This window comes from Streptomyces niger, assembly GCF_000718305.1.
GTDB classification, from domain to species: domain Bacteria; phylum Actinomycetota; class Actinomycetes; order Streptomycetales; family Streptomycetaceae; genus Streptomyces; species Streptomyces niger.
The window spans coordinates 1-24,946 of the sequence record NZ_JOFQ01000015.1; the positions used below are offsets into that span (position 1 = coordinate 1).

General features: G+C 71.2%; 23 protein-coding genes. 16 read left to right on the top strand and 7 right to left on the bottom strand.

From position 1 onward, the window contains the following. Positions 1 to 122 (bottom strand): helix-turn-helix domain-containing protein (locus IF20_RS38170; RefSeq protein ID WP_199896748.1); only part of this gene is annotated, 122 nt, incomplete at its 3' end. A gap of 83 nt (positions 123 to 205) precedes the next feature. Then, positions 206 to 844 carry a LysR family substrate-binding domain-containing protein gene (locus IF20_RS26375; RefSeq protein ID WP_052867842.1) on the bottom strand — a complete coding sequence of 213 codons (639 nt, stop codon included), beginning with the start codon at positions 842 to 844 and terminating at the stop codon, positions 206 to 208. A gap of 150 nt (positions 845 to 994) precedes the next feature. Here IF20_RS26375 and IF20_RS26380 point away from each other — a divergent pair, with 150 nt between their 5' ends. The 3 genes from IF20_RS26380 (at position 995) to IF20_RS26390 (ending at position 3,112) form a co-directional block, all read left to right on the top strand. Next, positions 995 to 1,390: a DUF5997 family protein gene (locus tag IF20_RS26380; protein WP_052867843.1), complete on the top strand. Its 396-nt coding sequence runs from the start codon at positions 995 to 997 to the stop codon at positions 1,388 to 1,390. Positions 1,391 to 1,824: 434 nt separating this feature from the next. Next, positions 1,825 to 2,034 carry a hypothetical protein gene (locus IF20_RS26385; protein WP_052867939.1) on the top strand — a complete coding sequence of 70 codons (210 nt, stop codon included), beginning with the start codon at positions 1,825 to 1,827 and terminating at the stop codon, positions 2,032 to 2,034. 157 nt (positions 2,035 to 2,191) lie between these two features. After that, positions 2,192 to 3,112: an ornithine cyclodeaminase family protein gene (locus IF20_RS26390; protein ID WP_052867844.1), complete on the top strand. Its 921-nt coding sequence runs from the start codon at positions 2,192 to 2,194 to the stop codon at positions 3,110 to 3,112. Positions 3,113 to 3,222: 110 nt separating this feature from the next. Here the strand turns inward: IF20_RS26390 and IF20_RS26395 are convergent, their stop codons facing one another. Beyond that, positions 3,223 to 5,610: an ATP-binding cassette domain-containing protein gene (locus tag IF20_RS26395; RefSeq protein WP_052867845.1), complete on the bottom strand. Its 2,388-nt coding sequence runs from the start codon at positions 5,608 to 5,610 to the stop codon at positions 3,223 to 3,225. Between the two features lie 308 nt (positions 5,611 to 5,918). Further along, on the bottom strand, positions 5,919 to 6,398 hold the full coding sequence (locus tag IF20_RS26400) for a DedA family protein (protein ID WP_052867846.1): 480 nt from the start codon (positions 6,396 to 6,398) through the stop codon (positions 5,919 to 5,921). 234 nt (positions 6,399 to 6,632) lie between these two features. Here IF20_RS26400 and IF20_RS26405 point away from each other — a divergent pair, with 234 nt between their 5' ends. From IF20_RS26405 to IF20_RS40580, 7 genes are all read left to right on the top strand, one after another. Beyond that, positions 6,633 to 7,928 (top strand): ABC transporter substrate-binding protein, encoded by a 1,296-nt coding sequence (locus IF20_RS26405; RefSeq protein ID WP_052867847.1) that lies wholly within the window; start codon positions 6,633 to 6,635, stop codon positions 7,926 to 7,928. Continuing rightward, positions 7,928 to 8,917: a carbohydrate ABC transporter permease gene (locus IF20_RS26410; protein ID WP_110944568.1), complete on the top strand. Its 990-nt coding sequence runs from the start codon at positions 7,928 to 7,930 to the stop codon at positions 8,915 to 8,917. Before IF20_RS26405 ends, IF20_RS26410 begins: the two co-directional genes overlap by 1 nt. Beyond that, positions 8,910 to 9,743, top strand: coding sequence for a carbohydrate ABC transporter permease (locus tag IF20_RS26415; protein WP_052867848.1), 834 nt, complete (start codon positions 8,910 to 8,912; stop codon positions 9,741 to 9,743). The genes IF20_RS26410 and IF20_RS26415 overlap by 8 nt, the downstream gene beginning before the upstream one ends. 6 nt (positions 9,744 to 9,749) lie before the next feature. Beyond that, complete coding sequence (locus tag IF20_RS26420; protein ID WP_052867849.1) at positions 9,750 to 10,976, top strand: Gfo/Idh/MocA family protein; 1,227 nt, start codon at positions 9,750 to 9,752, stop codon at positions 10,974 to 10,976. A 202-nt stretch (positions 10,977 to 11,178) separates the two neighbouring features. Then, on the top strand, positions 11,179 to 11,427 hold the full coding sequence (locus IF20_RS26425; RefSeq protein ID WP_052867850.1) for a hypothetical protein: 249 nt from the start codon (positions 11,179 to 11,181) through the stop codon (positions 11,425 to 11,427). Positions 11,428 to 11,435: 8 nt separating this feature from the next. After that, a complete protein-coding gene (locus tag IF20_RS26430) occupies positions 11,436 to 11,711 on the top strand; it encodes a hypothetical protein (RefSeq protein ID WP_030609190.1) in 276 nt (91 codons plus the stop codon). A 179-nt stretch (positions 11,712 to 11,890) separates the two neighbouring features. Then, positions 11,891 to 12,019, top strand: coding sequence for an LPFR motif small protein (locus tag IF20_RS40580; RefSeq protein WP_267881143.1), 129 nt, complete (start codon positions 11,891 to 11,893; stop codon positions 12,017 to 12,019). Between the two features lie 110 nt (positions 12,020 to 12,129). On the opposite strand, the gene IF20_RS26435 is transcribed toward IF20_RS40580, so the two are convergent. Further along, complete coding sequence (locus IF20_RS26435; RefSeq protein WP_052867851.1) at positions 12,130 to 13,449, bottom strand: PAS domain S-box protein; 1,320 nt, start codon at positions 13,447 to 13,449, stop codon at positions 12,130 to 12,132. Between the two features lie 370 nt (positions 13,450 to 13,819). Here IF20_RS26435 and IF20_RS26440 point away from each other — a divergent pair, with 370 nt between their 5' ends. From IF20_RS26440 to IF20_RS26450, 3 genes are read left to right on the top strand one after another with little or no spacing between them, the layout of a single operon-like run. Then, a complete protein-coding gene (locus IF20_RS26440; RefSeq protein ID WP_052867852.1) occupies positions 13,820 to 15,271 on the top strand; it encodes an ATP-grasp domain-containing protein in 1,452 nt (483 codons plus the stop codon). Beyond that, a complete protein-coding gene (locus IF20_RS26445) occupies positions 15,268 to 17,289 on the top strand; it encodes a PEP/pyruvate-binding domain-containing protein (RefSeq protein WP_052867853.1) in 2,022 nt (673 codons plus the stop codon). The genes IF20_RS26440 and IF20_RS26445 overlap by 4 nt, the downstream gene beginning before the upstream one ends. After that, the gene (locus tag IF20_RS26450) at positions 17,286 to 18,707 is read left to right on the top strand and encodes an MFS transporter (protein ID WP_052867854.1); all 1,422 of its coding nucleotides are present in this window, start codon (positions 17,286 to 17,288) and stop codon (positions 18,705 to 18,707) included. The genes IF20_RS26445 and IF20_RS26450 overlap by 4 nt, the downstream gene beginning before the upstream one ends. Here the strand turns inward: IF20_RS26450 and IF20_RS26455 are convergent. After that, positions 18,659 to 19,303 (bottom strand): hypothetical protein, encoded by a 645-nt coding sequence (locus IF20_RS26455; protein ID WP_052867855.1) that lies wholly within the window; start codon positions 19,301 to 19,303, stop codon positions 18,659 to 18,661. The genes IF20_RS26450 and IF20_RS26455 overlap by 49 nt on opposite strands. A gap of 268 nt (positions 19,304 to 19,571) precedes the next feature. Between IF20_RS26455 and IF20_RS26460 the strand changes: the two genes are divergently transcribed. The 3 genes from IF20_RS26460 (at position 19,572) to IF20_RS26470 (ending at position 23,599) form a co-directional block, all read left to right on the top strand. Further along, positions 19,572 to 20,555, top strand: coding sequence for a D-alanyl-D-alanine carboxypeptidase family protein (locus IF20_RS26460; protein WP_052867856.1), 984 nt, complete (start codon positions 19,572 to 19,574; stop codon positions 20,553 to 20,555). A gap of 355 nt (positions 20,556 to 20,910) precedes the next feature. Continuing rightward, positions 20,911 to 22,782, top strand: coding sequence for a transketolase (locus IF20_RS26465; RefSeq protein WP_052867857.1), 1,872 nt, complete (start codon positions 20,911 to 20,913; stop codon positions 22,780 to 22,782). A 151-nt stretch (positions 22,783 to 22,933) separates the two neighbouring features. Further along, positions 22,934 to 23,599 carry a phosphatase PAP2 family protein gene (locus IF20_RS26470; protein ID WP_052867858.1) on the top strand — a complete coding sequence of 222 codons (666 nt, stop codon included), beginning with the start codon at positions 22,934 to 22,936 and terminating at the stop codon, positions 23,597 to 23,599. A 2-nt stretch (positions 23,600 to 23,601) separates the two neighbouring features. Here the strand turns inward: IF20_RS26470 and IF20_RS26475 are convergent, their stop codons facing one another. Continuing rightward, entirely contained in the window at positions 23,602 to 24,945 is a 1,344-nt protein-coding gene (locus tag IF20_RS26475; RefSeq protein ID WP_110944569.1) for a glutamate-1-semialdehyde 2,1-aminomutase, read from the bottom strand. Position 24,946 lies beyond the last annotated feature (1 nt).

The window sequence follows — 24,946 nt, forward strand, 5'->3', positions numbered from 1 at the left end:
GCGAACCGTCGGAGCCACTTGTGTGCGGTGGTCCGTGAGACGCCCATCTCGGCCGCGACATGCGCGACCGGACGGCCAAGACGGACCCGCTCGACCAGCAGCCGCCTGCCATGAACGGTCAATCGGGCATACGGTGGGACACGAAGACCTCCGTTGTGCGGTGAAGCCTAGACACCTCCACCACACCGGAGGTCTTCGCCATTGATCAAGCCCTGCGAGTGTCAACAAGCGCGCCGTCCTTGCCGGACCGCTTGCCGTCCTTGGCCTCCGCCTCGGCGGTGCCGCGCCGGCCGCGGGTGCTGTTCACGGTCCGGCCGCGGACGATCCCGATGAAGTCGTCCACCAGGTCCGTGGTCGCGTCCTCCGGCCAGGACAGCGCGATGCCCGACTCGGGGACGCCGGTGATCGGCCGGTAGGTGAGGTCCTTGCGGTGGTACAGGCGGGCCAGCGACTGCGGGACGACGAGCAGGCCGATCCCGGCCGCCACCAGTTCGACGGCGTCCTCGGTCCTGGCGGGCCGCTCGAAGGCGGGCTGTCCCGGCGGGCGCTCCCAGCCCAGGGTGTCGTCGAGCGGGTGCAGCACGACCTCGTCGGCCAGCTCCTCGGCGGCCACCTGGTCGACCGCGGCCACGATGTGGTCCTTCGGGACCACGACCACGGTCGTCTCGGTGTACAGAGGGATCGCGCTGAAGACCGTACGGTCCACCGGGAGCCGCACCAGGCCCGCGTCCGCGCGGCCGTCCCGCAGCACCTCGGGGGCCTCGGCGGCGGACACCTGGAGGAGCTCCAGGGGGACGTCGGGCAGGCGGTCCTGCCAGATCCGTACCCACTTGCCCGGCGTCACGCCTGGGACGTAGGCGAGCCGGAACGAGGGGGCCGCCTGCGGCGATGCCGCGGCGGGGGTGGATGCCGAGGGGGGAACTACCGAGCCTGTCACTACGCCAGGCTACCGGTCGTGGTCAGCGGCGGCGCGCACGATCGATACCCTTGTCCCATGACGTCGCACCACCAGAACACCCAGACCATGAAGCCCGCCACCGCGGCGAAGAAGCTGGGTGTGTACCTCGAGGCCACCCCCGCCGAGTTCCGGGAGGGTGTGGTCTCGCGCACCGAGCTGAACGCACTGCAGTCCGACCCGCCCGAGTGGCTGCGTGAGCTGCGGCGCAACGGTCCGCACCCGCGCCCGGTGGTCGCGTCGAAGCTGGGCGTCTCCATCTCGGGTCTGGCCCGTGGCGGCGTCACCGAGGCCCTCACCACGGAGCAGATCGACGCGCTGAAGGCGGAGAACCCGGAGTGGCTGCAGAAGGAGCGCGCCACGCAGGCCGAGGTCCGCAAGGAAGCCGTCCGGATCAAGGAGAAGAACGCCCAGCGCCGCGAGCAGGAGAGCTGAGGCCACCGCGCGCGAGCGCTCAGCCACCTCCGTCCCTTTTGCCCCCTGCCGCCGAGGGGCGGGCACCTGGACGGCACCTGAGCGGGCGGACCGGTACATCCGTCCGCCCGCCGGGTCGCGCGGACGTCCGCGCCCGCGCAGTACCGCCGTACCCTCCGGCCTACTGCACGGCGGCCCCCCGCCCCGATCGGAATAAGTCGGCGTCCCCCTCTTGACCGACTCCACCGCCGCTCGCCCCGTCGATCGGGCCGGGCGGCGCACACCAGATGCGGGGCCCTTTCCCTACGCGTTGCGTACCCGCCGCCGGCGCACCCGAGGAATCCGGCCAGGTGAGCGCTTTGTCGCCAACCGTCGGCAGGAGTGCCGCCGCGCCGCCCGTTGCGAGCTACACCTACAAGCGAAGGACGCTCTTTCCTGACGGGAGGGCCGGCCGGATGCTGACGATCAACGTGGCATTACTGCTCGCCGTCATCCTCTTCCTGCTGTTGTTCCGTCCGGTACAGGCCAGAAGCCGGGGCTACCAGACGATGGTCGTGGTCATCGCGGTGGTGCTGGGCGTGCTGATCGCCCCGACGGGGTTGGGGCAGGGAATCCTGAACGGCATGGCCCAGCTCTCGCAGGGCATCTCCAACTTCGGCCATTGAGTCACCGCCCCGCCTGCCTCGTCCCGTACGAGCAGGCGGGGCGGCTCAGCCGGGCCCGGCCCGGTCGGCCGGGTCCGTCACCGCCTCGCGTACCGGCGTGATGGAGACTACGGACGCCACACTGTCATCGACAGATCCACGACGATGCGGAGCGCCCATGCAGACCATCACCGTCGGCCCCGCCCGGATCCGCGAGGCCGTCACCATGCGCGAGGCCATCGACGCGGTACGCGCCGGCTTCCGTGACCTGGCCGCCGGGGAGTTCGAGATGCCCACGCGCACCGCGCTGCGGGACGGGCAGTTCCTGGTGATGTCGGCGCACCACCGCGCCACCGCCTCGGCCATGATCAAGACGCTGAGCCTGAATTTCGCGCGCACGCCCGCCATCACCGGCACCGTGGTGTGGACCGAGACCGGCCGAGTCGACGGCCTGGTCGCCGATGCCGGTGCGGTGACCACCCTGCGCACCGGCGCCGCCGTGGGGGTGGCCACCGATCTCCTCGCGCCCGTCGACGCCGGACGCCTGACGCTCATCGGTGCCGGTGCTCAGGCGCCCGACCAGGTCCGCGCCGTCCATGCCGTACGGCCGCTGCGCGAACTGACCGTGGTGGCCACCGACCCGCGCCGCGCGGAGAAGCTCGCGGAGACGCTGGCCCCGGATCTGCCCGGCACGCAGCTGCGCACCGCCACCGACGCGGAGGCCGCGGTGGCGGAGGCCGACATCGTCTGCTGCGCCACCAACACGAGCGACCCGCTCTTCTCCGCGTCGGCCCTGCCCGCCCGGGTACACGTCAACGCCATCGGTTCCTTCCGCCCCACGATGCGCGAACTGCCCGACGAGCTCCTCGCGCACAGCACCGTGGTCATCGACGAACTCGACGCGATCCTCGCGGAGTCCGGCGAGATCCTGCACGCGCTCGAAGCGGGCGCCCTCACCCGGAACGACCTCACCGAACTCGGCACGGCGCTGGCCACGCCCGACGCCCCGCGGAGCGAGCGGACCGTGTTCAAGTCGGTCGGCGTCGCCATGCAGGACTGGGCCATCGCCCGCCTGCTGGCGGACAAGTTCCTGGCCTGACCGGCTTTCCCGGCCCGACCGGCTTCGGGCCGCGGGACCGCCCCGGGACGCAGGACCGCCCCCGGGCGCGGGGTCGTCGCCCGAGGGCGACCGCGGAGACCCCGACTCGATCAGGCGCCGACGTACGAGGCGAGGTGCTTGCCCGTGAGGGTGGGGCGGGCCGCGACGAGGTCGGCGGGGGTGCCCTCGAAGACGATGCGGCCGCCGTCGTGGCCGGCGCCCGGGCCGAGGTCGATGATCCAGTCGGCGTGCGCCATGACGGCCTGATGGTGTTCGACGACGATGACGGACTTACCGGCGTCGACGAGCCGGTCGAGGAGGCCGAGCAGCTGCTCGACGTCGGCGAGGTGCAGACCGGCGGTCGGCTCGTCGAGGACGTACACGCCGCCCTTCTCCCCCATGTGCGTAGCCAGCTTCAGGCGCTGTCGCTCACCGCCGGACAGCGTGGTGAGCGGCTGGCCGAGGGTGAGGTAGCCGAGCCCCACGTCGGCGAGGCGCTGGAGGATCTTGTGGGCGGCCGGGGTGCGCGCCTCGCCGTCGGCGAAGAACTCCAGGGCCTCCGCCACCGGCATCGCGAGCGCCTCGGAGATGTCCCGCCCACCGAGGCGGTACTCCAGGACCGAGGCGTCGAACCGCTTGCCCTCGCAGTCCTCGCAGGTACTGGCGACACCGGCCATCATCCCCAGGTCGGTGTAGATGACGCCGGCGCCGTTGCAGGTGGGGCAGGCGCCCTCGGAGTTGGCGCTGAACAGCGCCGGCTTGACGCCGTTGGCCTTGGCGAACGCCTTGCGGATGGGGTCGAGCAGCCCGGTGTACGTCGCCGGATTGCTGCGCCGCGAACCGCGGATCGGGCTCTGGTCGACGGAGACGACCCCGAGGTCGGCGGGGACCGACCCATGCACGAGCGAGCTCTTGCCGGACCCGGCGACGCCGGTGACCACGGTGAGCACGCCGAGCGGGATGTCGACGTCCACGTCCTGCAGGTTGTTCGCGGTGGCGCCACGGATCTCCAGGGTGCCGGTGGGTTCGCGTACCGCGTCCTTGAGCGAGGTACGGTCGTCGAGGTGGCGCCCCGTGACGGTGTCGCTGCCGCGCAACCCGTCGACGGTGCCTTCGAAGCAGACGGTGCCGCCTCCGGTTCCGGCGCCGGGGCCGAGGTCGACGACGTGGTCCGCGATCTCGATGACCTCCGGCTTGTGCTCCACGACGAGGACCGTGTTGCCCTTGTCGCGGAGCCGCAGCAGCAGGTCGTTCATCCGCTGGATGTCGTGCGGGTGCAGGCCCGCCGTCGGCTCGTCGAAGACGTACGTGACGTCGGTGAGCGAGGATCCGAGGTGGCGGATCATCTTGACGCGCTGCGCCTCGCCGCCGGAGAGGGTGCCCGCGGGCCGGTCGAGCGAGAGGTAGCCGAGGCCGATCTCGACGAACGAGTCGAGCGTCTGCTGCAAGGCGGTCAGCAGCGGCGCCACCGACGGTTCCGTGAGCCCGCGCACCCAGTCGGCCAGGTCCCTGATCTCCATCCGGCAGGCGTCCGCGATGGACATCTTCTCGATCTTCGAGGAGCGGGCGTGCTCGGCGAGCCGGGTGCCGTCGCACTCGGGGCAGGTGGCGAAGGTGACCGCGCGCTCCACGAACGCCCGGATGTGCGGCTGCATCGCCTCCTTGTCCTTGGAGAGCATCGACTTCTGGATCCGCGGGATCAGCCCCTCGTAGGTCATGTTGATGCCGGCGATCTTCATCCGGGTCGGCTCGCGGTGCAGCAGGTCGTGCAGTTGCCGCTCGGTGAAGGTACGGATCGGCTTGTCCGGGTCGAAGAAGCCGGACTCCGCGTAGAGCCGCGAGTTCCAGCCGCCTCCGGTGTAGCCGGGGATGGTGAACGCACCCTCGTTGATCGACTTGCTGTCGTCGTACAACTGGGAGAGGTCGAGGTCGGAGACCGAACCCCGGCCCTCGCAGCGCGGACACATCCCGCCGACCTTGTTGAACGTGACCTTCTCCGCCTTCTTGGCGCCGCGCTCCACCTTGATCGCGCCGGACGCCGAGACGGACGGCACGTTGAAGGCGAACGCGCCGGGCGGGCCGACGTACGGCTTGCCGAGCCGGCTGAAGAGGATGCGCAGCATCGCGTTGGCGTCGGTGGCGGTGCCCACCGTCGAGCGCGGGTCGGCGCCCATCCGCTGCTGGTCCACGATGATCGCGGTGGTCAGCCCGTCGAGCACATCGACCTCGGGCCGCGCCAGAGTCGGCAGGAAGCCCTGGACGAAGGCGCTGTACGTCTCGTTGATCAGCCGCTGCGACTCCGCGGCGACCGTGCCGAACACCAGCGAGCTCTTGCCCGATCCGGAGACGCCGGTGAAGACCGTCAGCCGGCGCTTCGGGAGCTCGACACTGACGTCCTTGAGGTTGTTCACGCGCGCGCCGTGCACGCGGATCACGTCGTGGCTGTCGGCGGCGTGCGGCGCGGACGACTGCGAGTCCGTTCTCGGGGCCATGCTCATCGTGTCTCCATCTGTGGGGCGGGGCCGCCTGCGCGGTCTCCGTCGGCATCGCCCGGCTCGGCGCACCGGCGCCGAGCGGGTCGCCTGATTCTCCTTCGTCGGCGTCACCGCCGCCCCCGAGTTCCACTTTTCACCACTTCCCGGGCAGCGCACGATGCTCACCGTGTCACTTCACGGGGTCGGGGGAGCCACGGTCGACGTAGCTGCCCCGGAACAGGGCGCGGACGCTGCCGTGCGCGGTGGACGCGCTCCATTCCGCCAGCTCCACGAAGACCTGCCCTGACAGCCCTGCCCCGGCGCGGGCTTCCTCAGGACTCCTCGGTCGCGGCGTCGCGCGGGGCCGGAGCGGCGCGCCGCCGGTACACCACCACACCGCACACCGCGAGCAGGAGAACGACGACCGCGGCCACCCCGAGTGCCGTCCGCTCGGCGAACAGCCGCGCCAGCACTTCGAGCGCGCCCAGCCCCACCGTCGCGTAGAGCAGCGCCCAGCCCGCTCCCCCCACGAACAGTGCGGGGAGGTAGCGCGGCAGGGGCATGCGCAGGCTGCCGGCGAGGAAATTGGCGGCGGTCTGGAAACCGACGGTCAGGAACGAGACGGCCACCACCGGCGCGCCCCATCGCTGGATCGCCCGCTCGACGCGCTGGAACTTCGTCGAGGAGATCCGCCCGCCGAACCTGCTGCGCCGGGCGCCGGCACCGGCGAGCCATCCGACGGCGAACGTTCCGCCGGCCCGCAGCAGAACGATCACGTAGAGACCGGCGGCCGTGAGCGCGACCTTGTCCACGACGCCTCGTCTCCATGTCTCACCTGCAGCTTGCTTCCCCAGCCAGGTTAACCGACCGTCCATGCCCCGCACACACCACGCCGAACGGCCCCGACCGGGCCTCATCAGCGGCTGGGCGCGCGCCTCGGGCCGCACACCTGGATGCATAAAGATGATTGAAAGAGCCTTGACCGCGTCAACTTCGAGCAAATAGCGTCCGGATCATGACGGCACTGCCCCTCAGGAAGGCTCCGCGTGCGTAGACGTTCCCTTCTCACGGCAGCCGCCGCCTCGACGCTCGCGGCGGCCCCGCTCGCGGCCGGCTGCGGCCCCGCCTCGTCGCCATCCGCCTCCGGCGGCGGCTCCCGGCGCGGCCATCTCACCTACGGCGTCTGGGACGTCTACCAGGTGCCCGCCATGAAGCGGGTGGCGCGGGAGTTCGAGCGCTCCCGGCCGGGGGTGACCGTCGACGTCCAGCTCACCCCCAACGGCACGTACTGGACCAAGCTCCGTACCGCGTGCACCGGCGGATCCGCCCCGGACGTCTTCTGGATGAACGGTCCCAACTTCGGTATGTACGCGGACGCCGGGCAGCTCCTCCCGCTGGAGACCGACGGCCCCGAGCCCGTGCTGCGGTCCGCCGACTTCCCGCCCGACCTGGTCTCCCTCTACCGCTGGAAGGGCGTCCAGTACGGCGTCCCGAAGGACTTCGACACGGTCGCGCTGTGGTTCAACAAGGAGATCTTCGACCGGGCCAAGGTCGACTACCCGGACGCCTCCTGGAGCTGGCAGGACCTGATAACCAACGCGCAGCGGCTCACCGACCGCAAGCGCGGGATCTACGGCGTCGGGGCCCCGGTCCGCGAGCAGGAGAACTACTACAACTCGGTACCGCAGGCCGGCGGTTGGGTCATCTCCCCGGACAAGCGGCGCTCCGGCTACTCCGACGAGCGCACCCTCGAAGGGCTGCGGCTGTGGATCGACCTGATCCACCGCTACCGCGCCTCGCCGACCCTGCAGCAGATGACCGACACCGATCCCACCCAGATGTTCCAGTCCGGGACGCTGGCCATGACCTACGAGGCGAGCTACAACGCGGCGACGTTCCACGCCGACCGCGAGCTGCGGGCCAAGGTGGACGTCGCGCCGATGCCCAAGGGCCGGCGACGTGCCACCGTCCTGCACGGTCTGGCCAATGTCATCTACGCCCGCACGCCGCAGCCCGAGCTGGCCCGGGAGTTCGTCCGGTTCCTGGGCGGGAAGCGCGCCTCGTTGCTCCAGGGCAAGTACGGCACCGCCATCCCGGCGCGCAACGGCACCGCCGAACCGTGGGCCGCCGGCATGCCGCGCTTCGACCTCCAGGTGCACCTGGACGCGCTCGACTACGCGGTGCCCTACCCCAGTTCCGCCAACAGCGCCGCCTGGCAGCACAAGGACCAGATGTGGCTCGCCAAGGCGTGGAGCGGCGACCTGAGCCTCAAGGAGGCCACCAGCTCCCTGACCACGGCGATGAACCAGCTGCTCGCGCAGGAGAGGAAGGGCGAATCCTGATGAGTGTCGAGGCGCGTACGGGGCCGGTCGTACCAGGGCGGCGCGCCCGTGCGAGCGCCGTGGTCGGGCGGGAGCTGCGCCGCCGTGAGCGTCGCTTCCGGCACCGCGACAAGTGGTGGGGTTACGCGCTGATCGCCCCGGCCGGGCTGGGCCTCGCCGTCTTCTACCTGTGGCCCGTCGTGCAGACGGTGTATTACAGCCTCACCCGGTGGGGGGCCTTCGGCGGGACGACCTGGATCGGCCTGTCCAACTACCGCACGCTCGTGGCCGACCCCGAGTTCTGGCAGTCGCTGGCCAACACCGGCATCTACACCGGGCTGGTCCTGCTGGGCATCCCCCTGTCGATGGTGCTGGCGGTGCTGCTCAACCTCAAGGGCCTGCGCGGTACCGGCGTCTACCGCACGCTCTACTTCCTGCCGGTGGTCACGATGCCCGCCGCGGTCGCGGTGGTCTGGCGCTGGCTCTACAACGGCGACGTCGGGATCCTCAACCAGGCACTGTCCGCGCTCGGCATCGACGGCACCTACTGGGTGTCCGACCCGGACACGATCCGCTTCGCGGTGGCCGTCGTCGGCGTGTGGATGACCGTCGGCCACCACATGATCCTGCTGCTGGCCGGCCTGCAGAGCATCCCCGCCGACTACTACGAGGCCGCGTCGCTCGACGGTGCGGGACGCATCCGGCAGTTCTTCTCGGTCACCCTGCCGCTGCTGAGTCCCACGCTGTTCTTCACCACCGTGCTGTCGGTCATCCAGTCCCTGCAGGTCTTCGACCTGGTGTATCTGATCATCGGCGCCAACACGCAGAACTCGCTGCAGAACCCGGCCTTCGGCGAGGGCCAGACCGTCGTGATGCTCTTCTTCCAGAAGGCCTTCTTCGACAACCAGCGCGGCTACGGCGCGGCGATCGTGTGTGTGCTGTTCGTTCTGATCATGGCGCTGACCGCCGTCCAGTTCCGGTTGCAGAAGAGGTGGGTCCACTATGCGTAGGACGGCTGCGCGCGAGGGGCGGATCCGGCCCGCCCATGTTCTGCTGGCGCTGGGCGCGGTCATCACCGTCTTCCCGTTGGTGTGGGAGGTGCTGACCTCCTTCAAGAGCTTCGGCGAGTCCGTACGGATGCCGCCGACGATCCTTCCCGCGCACTGGGACCGGTCGAACTACGCGAAGGTCTTCGAGGCGGTTCCGTTCGGCCGGCAGTTCGTGAACACGGTGGTGATGGCGCTGCTGCGTACCGCGGCCCAGCTGCTGCTGTGCGCGATGGCGGCCTACGCCTTCGCCCGTATCCGCTTCCCCGGCCGCGGGGCGCTCTTCCTCGGGTTCCTCGCCGTGCTGATGGTGCCGGGCCAGCTCTTTCTGCTGCCGCAGTACCAGATCATGCAGAGCCTGGGCTGGCTGGACTCCATGCAGGCGCTGGTGGTGCCGGGGATGTTCTCCGCCTTCGGCACCTTCCTGCTGCGGCAGTTCTTCATGGGGCTGCCCGAGGAGCTGGAGGAGGCGGCGCGGCTGGACGGCGCCAATCCGTTCACCGTCTTCTGGCGGATCGCGCTGCCGCTGGCCCGGCCGGGCCTGCTGGCGCTCGGCATCCTCACGTTCCTGTGGTCCTGGAACGACCTGATGTGGCCACTGATCGTCAACACCGACCCGGCCAAGATGCCGCTGTCGGCCGGGCTGGCCTCCCTCCAGGGCGCCCATCTGACCGAGTACCCGGTGCTGATGGCCGGGTCCCTCCTCGCCACGCTCCCGGTGATCGTGGTGTTCGTCGCGATGCAACGCCAGTTCATCCAGGGCATCGCGTTCTCCGGAATGAAGGGCTGAGCACACATGACCGACGCCTCCGTCGCCCCGACGGAACACCGTCCGCACACCCGCGACCTGCGGCTGGGCGTCATCGGGCTCGGCCTGCGCGCCACCCTCGCCAAGGAGGCCCACCACCCCGGCGCGGGCTCCGCCGTGGTGGCCGCCGCCGACACCGCGCCCGGCATGTTCGGCCGGGCCCGCAAGTGGTTCGGCGACGACGTGCGCGTCTACCCCGACCACCGGCGGATGCTGGCCGCCGAGGACCTGGACGCGGTCTTCGTCATCACCCCCGACCACACCCACGAGGCCCTCGCGGTGGACCTGTTGGAGGCCGGGGTCGCCGTCTTCGTGGAGAAGCCGCTCGCCATCACCACCGAGGGCTGCGACCGCGTTCTGGAGGCCGCGCGGACCGGCCGCACCCGGCTGTACGTGGGCCACAACATGCGGCACATGCCGGTGGTGCGGGTCATGCGCGACCTCATCCGGGGCGGCGAGATCGGCGAGGTCAAGGCCGTGTGGTGCCGGCACTTCGTCGGCCACGGCGGCGACTTCTACTTCAAGGACTGGCACGCCGACCGCCGCAACACCACGAGCCTGCTCCTCCAGAAGGGCGCCCACGACCTGGACGTCATCCACTGGCTGGCCGGCGCGTACACCGAGCGTGTCACCGCGCTCGGCGGCCTGACCGTCTACGGCGACATCGCCGACCGCTCGGGCCAGGCCCCCGGTGCCGTCATGCCCGACTGGTACGACCCCGAGCGCAACTGGCCCCCGCTCTCCCTCACCGGGCTGAACCCCGTCGTCGACGTCGAGGACCTGTCGATGATGGTGATGCGGCTGGAGGGCGGCATCCACGCCAGCTACCAGCAGTGCCACTACACCCCCGACTACTGGCGCAACTACACGGTCATCGGCACCGAGGGCCGGCTGGAGAACTTCGGTGACCACGGGGAGACCGCCGAGGTCCGGGTGTGGAAACACCGCAGCGGCTACCGTGCCGACGCGGACCTCGTCGTCCCGATGCCGTCGCCCGGCGAGGGTGGGCACGGCGGCTCCGACCCGATGCTGGTGGCCGAGTTCCTGCGCTTCGTCCGCTCCGGTGGGACGACGGACACCAGCCCGGTCGCCGCCCGTGAGGCGGTCGCCGCCGGCGTCGCCGCGACCGAGTCACTGCGCGCCGACGGCCGCCCCGTCACGGTGCCGCGGGTCGCCCCCGACCTGGCGGACTGGTTCGCGAACGGCCAGAGCTGACCGCTGACCTTCACAAACCCGTGGACACCTTCCGGACAAGCGACGAACACGCACCATGACTTCTTGTAAGGGACTTGTTCAGGGAATTTGAGGCGTCCTGATACACCCGGTCCGAGGTTTTGCGACCTTGACGGGAATCAGCACGGACGGATATCCAGTTCAACGAGCAGGAAAAATCCAAGAAGCACGGGAGGCCTCACCCATGGCTGGTCCTTTTCGCCTCGCCCCCCAGGAAGTACAGGGACACATCCCCACCTGGGCCTTCGGCCGACAGACCAAGGTGATCGTCGACTGCAAGGCCGACGGGAACTTCGAGATGACGGCCGGCGGGTCCGCGACCGAGGTCAACGCGCTCCGAGTGGGACGAAATGAATTCGAGCGCTCTTTCGGCGGCGTCGAGTTATCCGTCAAGAATCTGACTCTGGAGGACATCACGGTGACGACGGAATAGGCGCGGCGATGCCGTGGACGTTCGACAAAAGCCGGATGGAAGTCGTCGGCCAGCTCACCAAATCCGAGCAGGAGACGTTCGACATTTTCCAGAACGCGATCCAGAGCGAGGGGCTCCACCCCGCCCAGGCAGCCGCGCGGGCCGGCGACACGAACTACAAGCGGTTGCTGGGCGATCAGTTCCAGATCCGCTTGAGCCAGAGCTCGCGCGCCACATTCCTGGTCCTTGACGAAGGAGGCGGCAACGGGAGGGTCGAGATGCTCCAGCTCGCCGGCCATACGTAGCAGCTCCTGAGAGCCGAGACGCGGCCAGGCCCCTGCCCGGCATTCGGGCAGGGGCCGGCCGGCACCCGCTGGATCTGCCGTGTTTTCTCCGCCGATCACCGGGCACCTGCACCGGTGATCGGCCGTGCAGCGGCAAGCCGTACCCGGCGCACCGCGCTGGAGGAGGACGGAGGTCCACCGTGTTGAGCACAATCGCAGATGTTCTCCGGTCCATCGGCGGGGCCATCGCCACCGTCGTCACCCTGCCTTTCCGGGCAGTGGCCCGACTGTTCGGCGGTGCCGCGAGCTCCGCCCACGGACACCACTGACAGGGCAGTCACGCGTCGATACGAAGCGCTTCCAGGACCGAGGCCCGGCTGGTACCCCCGTCCAGCCGGGCCTGCGCGCGCCGGGGTGCGGAGCTGACGTCCCCGAGGTCTCAGAGAGAGCCGAGGGGGTGCGGGGCCGTCGCCGGGAGCGGGGGCCAGGCGCGGGGGGCGAGGATGCCGAGGACGTAGGCGCGGGCGACGAGGGCGGGCCTGGTCGCGGCGCCCAAGAGGTCCCGCAGCCGACTGAGGTGGTAGTCCACCGCTTGCCGGGAGAGCTTCAGCGAGGTGGCGATCTCGCCGTTGGTGCTGCCCCCCGCGAGGAGGGACAGTATGCGGACCTGCGCCGCGGTGAGCGGGGGGTGTGCCTCATGGGCGATGCTCTGGTGGGTGACGACGGCCCACACGTGCGCAACGCGGCCGGCGGGCCCGATCACCGAGGTCAGGTGCAGCTGCGCGCGGCGCTGACGCCCCGCGGTGTCGAGGAGTACGGCGGAGGTCTCCACCCGTCTGACGCGGCGCGTGATCAGCGCCTCCCAGGCGAGGCGCAGCGGGCGGAGGTCGGGCGTGGCGGCGAGCAGGGTGTGCGCGCGGCGGCCGACGAGGTCGGACAGGCGCGTCCGGAACAGTTCGGCGGTGGCCGGGCCCGCCTGCTCGATGCGGCCGTTGACCGAGAGCAGCGCGCAGGGCAGACCGCTGTGGTCCCGCAGCGCCCGCAGGTTCTCCTCGGCCTCCCGCCGCTGGTCCATCGCGCGGGCGTGCTCGGTGATGTCGACGTAGATCCCGGCCACACAGGCCTGGCCGTCCTCCTCGACCGGGAAGCGGTGGCCGGCCGCCTGCCCCGTGCTGCCGTCCGAGCGGTGGTACCTCAGGTGGTGGCGTACCGGCTTGCCGCGGCTGAGGATCTCCTGGTCCAGGGCCCGGAACTGTGCGGCGTCGGAGGGGGTGTCGAAGTCCTCGATACGGCTGCCGACGACCCGCTCCGCCGTGGTGCCGTAGAGGTGCGCGTAGGAATGGTTGGCCCATAGATAGCAGCCGTCGCGGTCCCGGATGAAGGCCGCGGCCGGGGCGAAGTCGGCGAATTCCGCGAAGGCGGCGTACCGGCGGCCGCCCGCGGGCTGCGTATCGGTCTCCACGGCGATTCCACGGGTACGGCCGCTGCTTCGACGCTCGCCCAGGGGCCACGTCACACGGAAGGTCCGACCGTCGAACGGAACCAGGAAGTGGTCGTCTCCGCAGTCCTCCCCCTGGCCGTCGTCGCGGGAGTTTCTCTGAGCGGACATCTCCTGGCGCGCACGGTCGAGGAAGCGTTGCGTGGTGGGCAGATCGGTGAAGGCACCGCCGCCCCTCTCCACGACGCGCCCCTGCTCGTCGGCCTCCCACCAGGACACGGGGAGGTGCTCCAGCAGTGCTCTGAGACCGGAATCATCCACGAGGGCCTTTCCGTCCGAGTTCCCGCCGGTCGGCGGGGAATGACATCGCGATGTCTATCCCGTGCGTGATCCTTCCAATGCTCGGTTCTCGGCCGACTGCGTCGCGTGAGCGCGACCCCGCACAGCCGGCCGTAGGTGCCCCCTTTTTTCGTCTTTTTCCGTCTGCGCTCGACGCCGTGCGCGACTTTGGCATTTGCCTGACCGGTGGCCGTCCGCTGCGGCGGTTTCGAGGATCGCCGTCTGATTCCCTTGGGTGCGCCACCGGTCACCCGTCGTGTTCTACGCGGGTTGCGCCAGGTGCAGCGAGTCGACATCCCGTACCCGGCACGTCGATATCTCCGGCAGGACGAACGATGGGAGACGAACTTCAGTGAGCACGGTGCTGTTGGTGCACGCCAAGGGTGGTCCGCCGCTCGGCCATGTCCTGTCACGGGCAGCAGCGAGAGCGGAAGTGCACCTGTTGGCGCTCAGCGCGCTTCCGTCAGCGGTCGCCGCGTCCGCGAGCAGTCTGTGCGCCTCCGTCGTGACGCCCACCGACGCGGAGCGGTTCGACCTGGTCTCACTGATCGTCTCGCGGGCCGAGGCGGTCGGTGCGGACGCGGTCCTCACCTTCTCCGAGTACGCGGTCGTGGCCGTCGCCGAGGCTTGTGCGGCGCTCGGTCTCGCCGGCGCGGGAGGCGCCGCCGCGCTCGCCCGCGACAAGCGGATGATGCGGTACACCTGGCATCGGCACGGCCTGCCGCAGCCTGCGTTCCGTCCCGTCACCACGCGGGCCGATCTACACGAAGCCGCCGCCGCCCTGCCGTTCCCCATGCTGCTGAAGGCGGCCTGGAGCGCGGGTTCCACCGCCCACCAGGTCATCGCCTCGCCGCGGGAGGCCGACGGCGCCTGGCGGCGCTCGCGCGAGGTGATGGCGGAGTCCGCCCGGTTGGGGTTCGCCGAACTCCATGTGGCCGAGGCGGCGGCGCACTTCGTGGTCGAGGAGATCGTGACCGGTGACGCCGCGCAGTGGTTCGACGAGCCCGGCTGGGGCGACTACGTCAGCGTCGAGGGCGTGGTGGCCGGCGGCGTCTTCCACCCGGTCTGCGTCAGTGGCCGGATGCCGACGGTGGAACCGTTCACCGAGCGCGCCGGCATCACCCCCGCGTTGCTTCCCGCGGATCTCCAGGACCGCGTCGTGGCCCTCGCCCGGAAGGCCGTCGACGCCCTCGGCCTGCGCGACTGCGGTACACACACCGAGATCAAGCTCGGCGCCGACGGGCGCATGTGGCTGATCGAGACGGCCGCCCGGTTCGGTGGCGCGATGACCGTCCCGCAGATCGAGCAGGTCTTCCGACTCGACCTCGTCGGCATGCTCGTGGACCACCTGCTGGGCCGCCCGGTCGCCTGGCCGGAGCGGGCCCTCGGCCCCGAGCAGGCGCGCGGCGCCGCGGGTTCCCTCGTCGTCCTCGCGGTGGACGGCCGCGGCGAGGCCTGGCGGGACCGCAGGGTGTGGGACTTCCCCGCGGTGACGGAGGCCGTCACGCTCAGTGAGGGCAGCACCCTCTCGGTGGTACCGGAGAGTTCGCTGCCGGACGGCAGCACCGTGCCGGTCTACGACCCCGCCGGCGGTGCCAACACGATGGCGGCCCTGTGCCTGCTCTCCGCCGCCGACGCGCGCACCGTGCTCCGCGACTTCACCACCCTGGTGGACGCGCTGCCCACCGTGCTGCCGCCGGCCGCCTCCGCCGCCCCGCAACCACTGTCCACCACCCCTCAACTCCTGTCCGGCACACCGCAGTTGACGTCCGCCGCACCGCAGCCCGAAGGAGTCCGCGCATGAGCACCGCTCCGCTCCCCCTCGGCGACACCGGCGCTCCGGAACCCGCGACCGACCGCACGGTGATCGGCGAGAACCTCTCGCTGCCGCTGTTCCGCACCCTGTCCGGCGTGCTGGCCGGCCATCCCTACCTCAAGGTCGTCGTCGACCGCGCCGAGGCCACCTGGCACCTGCTCGACACGGCCGCCCACCCCTTCCACGTCAACTACATCGCCACCCATGTCATCGGCATGGACCTCGCCGAACTCGACGCCGCGCTGGACGAGTTCAATGCGTCCGTCTACATGGACCCCGAGCGCCGCTTCCTGCTCGGGGTGCTGTCCCTGCACACCGAGCAGGAAGCGGAGGGCCGCGAGCGCACCTTCCTCGTGCTGGAGACGACCGAGGCCGACACCATGCACGGGGAGTTGCTGGAGTTCTTCTACTCCTTCGTCCGGGAGCGCGTCGACGGCCGGCTGCCGCTCCTGCTCAAGCCCGCCAATCACGGCCAGGAAGAAGAACTGGCCGCGGTCAGCGAGCAGCGGGTGCCGCGCATCCTCAGCCACGAACTCTTCGGCACCAGGACCCGCACGCCGCTCAACCTCGGGGACGCCACGGGCCGGTTACGTCACTTCCGGACGGTGCAGGAGTATGAAGCGGCGGCCGGCGGGCTCGGCTGGTCGGACATCGTCGCCATGCCCTGCCTGCCGGACGACGTACGAAGAGTGGCCGGGTTCATCAACACCGCGCCCATCACCCCGCTGTCCCACACCAACGTCCTCGCCTCCGGATGGGGCATCCCCAACGCGATCGTCCGCGACCTGGAACAGCTCATCGAGAAGGACGGCCTGGACGGCGCCTGGGTCCGCTACCGGGTCCGTGAGGACGAGATCACCCTGGAGCGGTTGGCGCGCGCTCCCGAGCTGCGGGCCCCGGCCTGGCACCAACAGCGCATCCGGCTGGAGCCCCCGCTCCTGGCGGACGCCCCCGTACTCTCCCTGCACCGGCTGCGCAGCGCCGATCGGGACCGTTACGGCACCAAGGCGGCCAACCTCGGCGAGCTGTACCACGTGCTCGACAGCCGCACGGCGGATCTCACCGCGTTCCACGGCCGCCCCCGCCCGCCGCGGGAGAACCTGTACGGGCACCTCGCGGCCCGGCTCGGCCTGCGCGCGCCCGCCGCCGCCGAACTCCGCGTGGCCGCCGTCTCCTTCGTGGCCGGCACGGTCGGGGCCCCCGAAGGGGTCGCCCTGCCGTTCTCCCTCCTGCACCGTTTCCTCACCTCCTCCCCCGCGCTCCAGCAGGGCATCGGCAAGCTGAAGATGGCGCTCGAACTCGACGCCACCGACGTGCTCGACCCGCTCTGCCTGCAGCTCCAGCAGTTGGTCCGGCACACCCCGATGCCCGAGTCCGTCGCCGGGGAGATCACCCGGGCCCTCCCGGCGCCGCTCGCCACGGGCGTCCGCCTCGTGGTCCGCTCCTCCTCCAACGCCGAGGACCTGCCGGGCTTCTCCGCGGCCGGTGTCTACGACTCGGTCACCACTGTCCGCGGTACCGACGAACTCCTCGACGCCGTGCGGCAGGTGTGGGCCTCGTTGCTCTCTCCGCGCAGCGTGCGACTGCGCCAGCAGGTGGGCATCTCCCTGGACGACACGTACATGGGCGTGATCATCCAGGTGTACGTCCCCGCCGCACTCGGCGGCGTCCTGGTGACCTGCAATCCCACCCGGCGCGAGGACTTCCGCAACGTCTATCTCAACTGCTCGCCGGGCTCGCCGGAGAAGGTCGTCGAGGGCGAGGTCCTGCCGCAGCAGTACCTGTACAACACCGTCGAGGGCGGCGGGCGCACCGTCGCCCTCGGCTCCTGGACCGAGGGGCTGCCCGCCGCCACGCGCGCCCGGCTCGCGGACCTGTCCCTGGCCGGGCGGCTGCTGCAGTCCCACTTCAGCGCGCCCGAGGTGGACGCCCCGTTGGACATCGAGTGGCTGCTGACCGATCAGGGCGACTTCCGCCTGGTCCAGATCCGTCCCTACGCGCTGTGAGCCCCCGGCTCCGGCGCTCCGCGGCGCGGCCCGCCCGTACGCCACGGCCTGCGGCCACGTCCCTGACCGGCACCGCCCGCCGCATCATCCGGCTCAACCACGGCTTCCAGCTGCTGTTCAACCTGCTGTGGTGGATGCCGGTCTTCTACGCCTACCAGAAGGCCGCCGGACTCACCGACGGGCAGATCTTCGGCATCCAGAGCATCTACTACGTGGCCTTCTGCCTCTTCGAGATTCCCACCGGGCTGATCGCCGACCGTATCGGCGCCCGCAACTGCCTGCGGGCCGGCGCCGTCGTGATGACGGCGGCGAACCTCGCCCCGGTGTTCAGCGCCTCGTACACCGGGTTCCTCGTGCACTTCCTGGCCATCGCCGCGGGGCGCTCCCTCACCTCGGGGGCGGCCAGCGCCTACCTGTACGACGGGTTGCGCGCCGAGCGGTGCGAGGAGCACTACCTCAAGGCGGAGGGCACGGCACGGGCGCTCGGGCTCGCCGCGAAGGTGCTGTGCTGGCCGCTGGTCGGTCCGCTGATGGCCCTCGCGCATCCTGCCCCGTACGTCCTGAGCGCCGTGAGCGCGGCGGGTTCCCTCGCGTGCGCCGTGGCCCTGCCCCGGTCCGCCGCCTCCGTCGGGGCGCGCGATGCGGCGTCGTCGGACCGGACCGGAAAGGCGTCCGGAGCGGCGAGGGGCGGCCGGGGCGCCTCGCTGGCTGAGGCGAAGGCCGCGCTGCGTTGCCTCGCCTCCTCGCCGTGGCTGGCGCTGGTGATGGTGCAGGGCGTCGCCGTGTTCACCCTGTCCCGGATCTGCCAGGTCAACCTCTTCCAGCCGATCCTGCTCGACCACGGCATCGGCGAGGCCTCGCACGGCGGAGTGCTCGCCGCCATGACGGTGGCGGAGGCCGTGGGCTCGGCGCGCCCCCAGTGGCTCGGTCGCCGCCTGACGCCGGTGGCCTGGGTCTCCGTCCTCAGTCTCGCCCTCGCGGGCACCCTGGCCGGCAGCACGCTCGGCGGGCCCTGGGCGGTCGTCACCCTGCTCTGTCTGTTCGCCGCTGCCGCCGGCTTCGCCTACCCGGTCCAGCGCAAGTTGGTCAACGACGCCGTGCCCGCCCACGCCCCGCGGGCGACGCTGCTGTCGGTCGAGTCGATCGTGGACCGCGCGGTGTGCGCGCTGGCAGCCGTCGCCGTGGGCGCCTACCTCTCCGCGGGGCACCTGGATGCCCTGCTCTGGCACAGCGCCCTGGCGACCGCGGTGCTGCTCGGCGCCTTCCAACTGGTCCTGCGCAGCGGAGGAGTGCGGCGCGGTCCCGGAGGGACGGCAGAAGCCGCGCCCCGAGCACCCGGCGCGGGCGCACGGGAAGCCGTTCAGGCGCGTCAGCGGGACCGGTGCGCCGGCATCTCGATCACACGGACCGGGAGGTAGGCGGGGCGGGACGGCTGCCCGGTCTGATAGGCCAGGTATCCGAGCGAGGCCGCGACGCCGGTCTCCTCGGCGGTCTCGGCCTCGTAGACGAGGCGGCAGCCGTTCGCCTGCCCCTTGGCACGCTCCCACAGTGCGGGCGCCGGTTTGCGCTCCGCTTCGGTGCGCGGGGTGCGGATCCGGTCGCCGAAGTCCTTCCAGGCGAAGGGTACGGAGCCCGTCCAGGCACCGTCGACCTCCCTCTTCAGCGCGGCGGCACGCTCGGCGTCCGTCGCGCCCCAGGAGGGCGGCACGTTGGTGATCAGGCCGACCTTGATGTGGCGCTGCCGCAGCTCGCGCAAGTACGCGGCGGCGCCCGGCAGATAGCTCGTACTGCCGTCCTCGGCCGTGTGCACCAGGGTCTCGCCCAGGTCGAAGTAGACGACGGCGCAGCCACGCGCGGCTTCCGCCCGCGCCCCGGAGGGCACGTCGTGCGACACGTCCGCGGGCACGGCCGCACTCGCCGCGGTACCCGGCACGGTCGACAACGCCACGGCGCCCAGGAGCGCAAGGCCGGTACGGACAAGGCCGCGGAAGGAGCGTAAGGGGGATCTGTTCATGGCGTTCGGCGCCTTTCTCTTCGACGCTCCCGCCATACCCCTGAACCACACCCCCCACTCGCCGCACGCGAGTCGCCCTCGGATCGACCGTACGCGAGCTGTTCCACAAGCCCTGACGAATGCCTGCACACCATCTCCACAGTGCGGCACACCGTTACCCGACCATGACATAGCGATCTTGACAGTGGCTGCCATCGCGCAAGTAGGTTCAGCATGAAACGAATCTTTACCTCAAACCGGCGTCCCCGCGCCGGGAGAAGGGACGTCCATGGGTTCCCACGCCCGCCCCAACCGAATACACCGGACCGGAGTCCGGATCGCGACGGTGGCACTCTTCGGTGCCGCCCTGCCGATCACCGCCGGCGGCCTGGCCCAGGCCGCCACCCCCGGCACCGCGCACGCCGTCGACGAGAGCGGCCGGCAGACCGATGCGGCCGCCGCTGCCGTCAGCCAGGACCAGACCACCCCCCAGCTCCACACCGACCACGCCTTCCTGCTGGATGCCCGCGACGGCAGCCAGGAGCGGGAGCTGTGGGCGGGGGCCAAGGCGGACGAGAGCGTACCGATGGCCAGCACCACCAAGATCATGACCGCCTTGGTGGTACTGAAGCACCCCGAGTGGCTGAACCGGCAGATCACGGTGAAGCAGGAGTACCGCGACTACGTCCAGGAGAACGGCAGCAGCACCGCCGACCTCCAGACCGGCGACAAGCTGACCGTCGAGCAACTCCTGTACGCCATGCTGCTCCCGTCCGGCGGTGACGCCGCGATGGCACTGGCCGACAACTACGGAGTCGGCGACACCCAGGACGCGCGGATCGCCGACTTCGTGCGCCAGATGAACGCCGAGGCGCAGCAACTCGGCCTGGCCGGCACGCACTTCGACACGTTCGACGGCATCTCGCACGGCAACAACCACAGCACCGCCCGCGACCTGGCCAAGCTCGGCCAGCGCGCGATGCTGCAGCCGGTGTTCGCCGACGTGGTGAAGAACAAGCAGTTCAAGGCGGAGGCCCCGGCGGCCAACGGCCACACCCGGTACTACACCTGGACCAACACCAACGAGCTGCTGAGCAGTTACGACGGCGCCCTGGGCATCAAGACCGGCAGTGGCCCGGAGGACGGCTACTGTGTCGTCTTCGCCGCCCAGCGGGACAACCGCACCCTGGTCGGCGCGATCCTCAAGGACGACACGGACCAGCACCGCTTCGAGGACGCCGCCAAGATGCTCGACTGGGGCTTCGCCCACTGAGCAGGCGGCACACCCGGCGCCGAGCGGACGCCGTCCGGCGTACGAGCCCGGCCCTGACGCGGACCTTTCCGTGCGTCAGGGCCGGGTGATGTGTCACCCGTCCAGGTCTGCGAGGGCGGCTGCCAGGACGGGGCCGAGTTGCCTCAGGGCAGGGGTGCGCATCATGCGGTAGTGGGTCGTGTCGATGTCGTGTGTGGTGATGCGCTCGATCGTGGCGTCCGGGAGGCCGGCCTCACGTCCTCGTCGGCGAAGCAGCCGCCAAAGGGGCCAAGACCCGCTTCCGGTGGTAATCAGCCGCCCGGATCCGGGAACCCATCACCCGGCATTCCGTCGTCCCCCATCGAAAGGCGCCGCCATGACCACCGTGCGTCACACCACGCTCGGCCCCGCCAGCGACCTGGCCGACCTCTTCGAGCTCGCGCAGCAGCTGCGCGTGGACTCGGTGCGAGCCAGCACCGCCGCCGGTTCCGGGCACCCCACCTCCAGTCTGTCCGCGGCCGATCTGATGGCTGTCCTGATGGCCCGCCACCTGCGTTACGACTGGGACGCGCCCGAAAATCGCGCGGGCGACCACCTGATCTTCTCCAAGGGCCACGCGTCGCCCCTGCTGTACGCCATGTTCAAGGCCGCGGGCGTGGTGAGCGATGAGGAGTTGACGACGACCTACCGCCGCTTCGGCCACCGCCTGCAGGGCCACCCCACGCCGGTGCTGCCGTGGGTGGACGTGGCCACCGGCTCCCTCGGCCAAGGCATCGCCTACGGCGTCGGCATCGCACTGGCCGGCCGGGACCTGGAGAAGCAGCCCTACCGGGTGTGGGTGCTGTGCGGGGACAGCGAGATGGCCGAAGGCTCCGTATGGGAGGCGCTCGACAAGGCCGGCCACCATCAGCTGGCCAACTTCACCGCCGTCATCGACGTCAATCGCCTCGGCCAGAGCGGCCCCACCGAGCTGGAGTGGGACACCGGCGCCTACGCCCGCCGCGCCGAGGCGTTCGGCTGCCGCGCGATCGTCGTCGACGGTCACGATCTCGAAGCGATCGACCAGGCCCTGACCACCGCCGCCGACGGGCGGGCCCCCACCGTCATCGTCGCCAGGACGGTCAAGGGCCGCGGCGTGACCGAGGTCGCCGACAAGGACGGCTGGCACGGCAAGCCGCTGCCCGAGGACATGGCCGAGCGCGCCGTCGCCGAACTGGGTGGCATCCGCGATCTGCGGGTGCGCGGCCCCCAGCCGCCCGCCACCGCGCCCACCCCGGCCCCGACGCCCGGCCCCGTGGAGCTGCCCCGCTTCGACATCGGCGACAAGGTCGCCACCCGCGTCGCCTTCGGGAAGGCGCTGGTCGCCCTCGGCGCCCGCCCGGACGTCGTCGCGCTGGATGCCGAGGTCGGCAACTCCACCCACGCCGACGACTTCAAGAAGGCGTACCCCGACCGGTTCTTCCAGACCTATATCGCCGAGCAGCAGATGATCGCCGACGCCGTCGGCATGGCCGTACGCGGCTACCGCCCGTACGCCACCACCTTCGCCGCCTTCCTCACCCGCGCACACGATTTCATCCGGATGGCTGCCGTCTCCGAGGTCACCATGGCGCTGTGCGGTACCCACAGCGGTGTGGAGATCGGTGCCGACGGGCCGTCCCAGATGGGCGTCGAAGACCTCGCCATGATGCGTGCGGTCCGCGGCTCCACCGTCTTCTACCCCAGCGACGCCACCTCCGCGGCCGCCCTGACCGTGGCCATGGCCGACCTCGACGGGATCTCCTACCTGCGCACCACCCGCGGTGGCTACCCCGTCCTCTACGGCAGCGACGAGTCGTTCCCGGTCGGCGGCTCCAAGACCCTGCGACACAGCGGGGACGACCAGGTCACCCTCATCGGCGCCGGCGTCACCCTGCACGAATGCCTCGCCGCCGCCGACGACCTGGCCGGCGACGGCATCCCGGCCCGCGTCATCGACCTGTACTCCGTGAAACCCGTCGACGCGGACGCCCTCGCCCGCGCCGCCCGGGACACCGGTGCCCTCGTCGTGGCGGAGGACCACCACCCCGAAGGCGGCATCGGTGAGGCCGTCCTCTCGGCGCTCGCCGCATCCGCCGGCCATCCGGCCTTCGCCCACCTCGCCGGTACCGACCTGCCGGGGTCCGGCACCACCGACGAACTGCTCGACGCGGCCGGCATCTCCCGTACCCACATCGCCGAGGCAGCCCGGGCACTGCTCAAGCGGTAGCCCGGCCGGTGGCGGCCGGCCCGAGCCTTGTTCATGGCCCCGCGATGTACGCCAAGATGAGGCATCTGGCTTCGGGGACGTCACGGAACGGGGGCTCACAGTGGATCGCCTGGCAGAGACGGGGCGCAGGACGGCCGGGCGCGGCGGGCGGATGACCGGCCGGGCGGCGCCCGCGGTGCTGCCCCCGTCGCTGCGCGCGTGGCTCGGCCCCGTCGCGGCCCTCGCCGCGCTGGTGGTCGTCGTGCTCGGGGTCCTGTACGCCGGCCACAGCCGGCCCGGCAGGGTGGACAGGTGGTTCGTCGACCCGACGGCGGACAGCGTACGGCCACCGTGGCGGGGCGTCGCTCTGGCCATGGACTTCCTCGGGGAACCCGCCGGAGCGGCGACGCTGGTCGTGGCCGTCGCGACGGGCTGCCTGCTGCTTCGGCGTCCTCGCGCGGCGGCGCTCGTCGTTGCCGGGACCGGCGGCACCGTGGTGTCGGCGACGCTGCTCAAGCCCCTGGTGGGACGCACCATCCACGGCGACAACCTGTCCTTCCCGAGCGGGCACACCGCCTTCCTCACCGCGCTCGCCCTTGTCGTGGCGCTGCTCGCGACCGGCCGGCTCGGCCTCGGCAGGACGGCCGGCACGTCACTCGTGCTCGCCGCGGCGCTGATGGGCGGCGCCGCGATGGGGTGGGCCCAGGTCGCCCTGGGCGCGCACTACCCGACCGACGCCGTCGGCGGCTGGTGCACCGCGCTGGCGGTGGTTCCGGCGGCCGCATGGCTGGTCGACCGCGCTGCCGATCGCGCAGCCGACCGGCAGCAACGTCGCTGACGTCACGCCTTGCGCCGGAAGACCGGCTGCACAGGTCGTCCGCCCAGCCAGGGGGTGGGGTCGGCGGTGTCGAGTGCCTTCCGGTACACCGCGCAGGCCTGGGCCACCACGTCGACGGTGCGGTCGATGTCGGTGTCGTCGAGCGCGCTGCTCACCACGAACGACGGGGCCAGCACGCCGCCCGCGAGGAGTCGGCGCAGGAACAGCGTGCGGTACTCCTGCGAGGGCCGGCCGTTCCCGTCGAGGGTGGCGAAGACGAGGTTGCTGGCCCGGCCCCGGACGACGAGGTGGTCGGCGACGCCCATGCTCGCCGCGGCATCGCGGACACCGGCGGCCAGCTTCTCGCCGAGGGCGTGCAGCCGCGCGGTGATGCCCTCCTCGGTGTACGTGGTTTGCACGGCCATCGCGGCGGCCAGGGAGTGTGTTTCCGCGCCGTGGGTGGTGGACAGCAGGAACACCCGGTCGTCGGAGTGGCGCAGCCCGCCCCGCTCCATCAGCTCGCGGCGCCCGGCCAGTGCGGAGACGGCGAATCCGTTGCCCAGTGCCTTGCCGAACGTGGAGAGGTCGGGGACGACGCCGTACAGGCCCTGGGCGCCCGCCTCGGACCAGCGCAGGCCGGTGATCATCTCGTCGAAGACCAGTACGCAGCGGTGCCGGTCGGCCAGTTCGCGCAGCCCTGCAAGGTAGCCGGGCGGGGGCTCGGTGTGGGTGGCGGGTTCGAGGATAAGGCAGGCGACCTCGTCCCGGTACCGGCCGAGCAGCTCCTCCGTGGCAGCCAGGTCTCCGTACGGGAACGTCAGGGTGAGGTCCGTGGTCGCCGCCGGGATGCCGGCGTGCATCGGTGTGGTGCCGATGAACCAGTCGTCGGTCGAGAAGAAGGGGTGGTCGCGGCAGACCGCCACCCGTGGGCGGCCGGTGACGGCGCGGGCGAGGCGCACCGCGGCGGTGGTGGCGTCGGAGCCGTTCTTCGTGAACTTCACCATCTCGGCCGTCGGGACCGTGGCGAGGAAGCGCTCCGCGGCGTCCGCCTCCACGATGGACGGCCGGACGAAGTTGCTGCCGCGGTCGAGTTCCCGCCGGACCGCCTCGGTCACGCGCGGGTGGGCGTGACCGAGGCTGACCGACCGCAGTCCCGAGCCGTACTCGATGTAGCGGTTGCCGTCGACGTCCCATACGTGGGCACCGCGGCCGTGGCTGATGACCGGGGCCAGGTTCTCGGGGTACTGGTCGTCGCCCTTGGCGTAGGTGTGCGCGCCTCCGGGGACCATCGCGTGCAGCCGCTCGTTCGCCGCCCGCGACCGGGGCAGCGCGAACTCGCCGGTGGATACGGGGTGTTCGGTGTCCACG

Excerpts from the sequence above, each read along its gene's own strand:
- IF20_RS26380 (WP_052867843.1), top strand. The coding sequence starts at position 995 with ATGACGTCGCACCACCAGAACACCCAGACCATGAAGCCCGCCACCGCG.
- IF20_RS26385 (WP_052867939.1), top strand. The coding sequence starts at position 1,825 with ATGCTGACGATCAACGTGGCATTACTGCTCGCCGTCATCCTCTTCCTG.
- IF20_RS26390 (WP_052867844.1), top strand. The coding sequence starts at position 2,192 with ATGCAGACCATCACCGTCGGCCCCGCCCGGATCCGCGAGGCCGTCACC.
- IF20_RS26395 (WP_052867845.1), bottom strand. The coding sequence starts at position 5,610 with ATGAGCATGGCCCCGAGAACGGACTCGCAGTCGTCCGCGCCGCACGCC.
- IF20_RS26410 (WP_110944568.1), top strand. The coding sequence starts at position 7,928 with ATGAGTGTCGAGGCGCGTACGGGGCCGGTCGTACCAGGGCGGCGCGCC.
- IF20_RS26415 (WP_052867848.1), top strand. The coding sequence starts at position 8,910 with ATGCGTAGGACGGCTGCGCGCGAGGGGCGGATCCGGCCCGCCCATGTT.
- IF20_RS26420 (WP_052867849.1), top strand. The coding sequence starts at position 9,750 with ATGACCGACGCCTCCGTCGCCCCGACGGAACACCGTCCGCACACCCGC.
- IF20_RS26425 (WP_052867850.1), top strand. The coding sequence starts at position 11,179 with ATGGCTGGTCCTTTTCGCCTCGCCCCCCAGGAAGTACAGGGACACATC.
- IF20_RS26430 (WP_030609190.1), top strand. The coding sequence starts at position 11,436 with ATGCCGTGGACGTTCGACAAAAGCCGGATGGAAGTCGTCGGCCAGCTC.
- IF20_RS26445 (WP_052867853.1), top strand. The coding sequence starts at position 15,268 with ATGAGCACCGCTCCGCTCCCCCTCGGCGACACCGGCGCTCCGGAACCC.
- IF20_RS26455 (WP_052867855.1), bottom strand. The coding sequence starts at position 19,303 with ATGAACAGATCCCCCTTACGCTCCTTCCGCGGCCTTGTCCGTACCGGC.
- IF20_RS26460 (WP_052867856.1), top strand. The coding sequence starts at position 19,572 with ATGGGTTCCCACGCCCGCCCCAACCGAATACACCGGACCGGAGTCCGG.
- IF20_RS26465 (WP_052867857.1), top strand. The coding sequence starts at position 20,911 with ATGACCACCGTGCGTCACACCACGCTCGGCCCCGCCAGCGACCTGGCC.
- IF20_RS26470 (WP_052867858.1), top strand. The coding sequence starts at position 22,934 with ATGACCGGCCGGGCGGCGCCCGCGGTGCTGCCCCCGTCGCTGCGCGCG.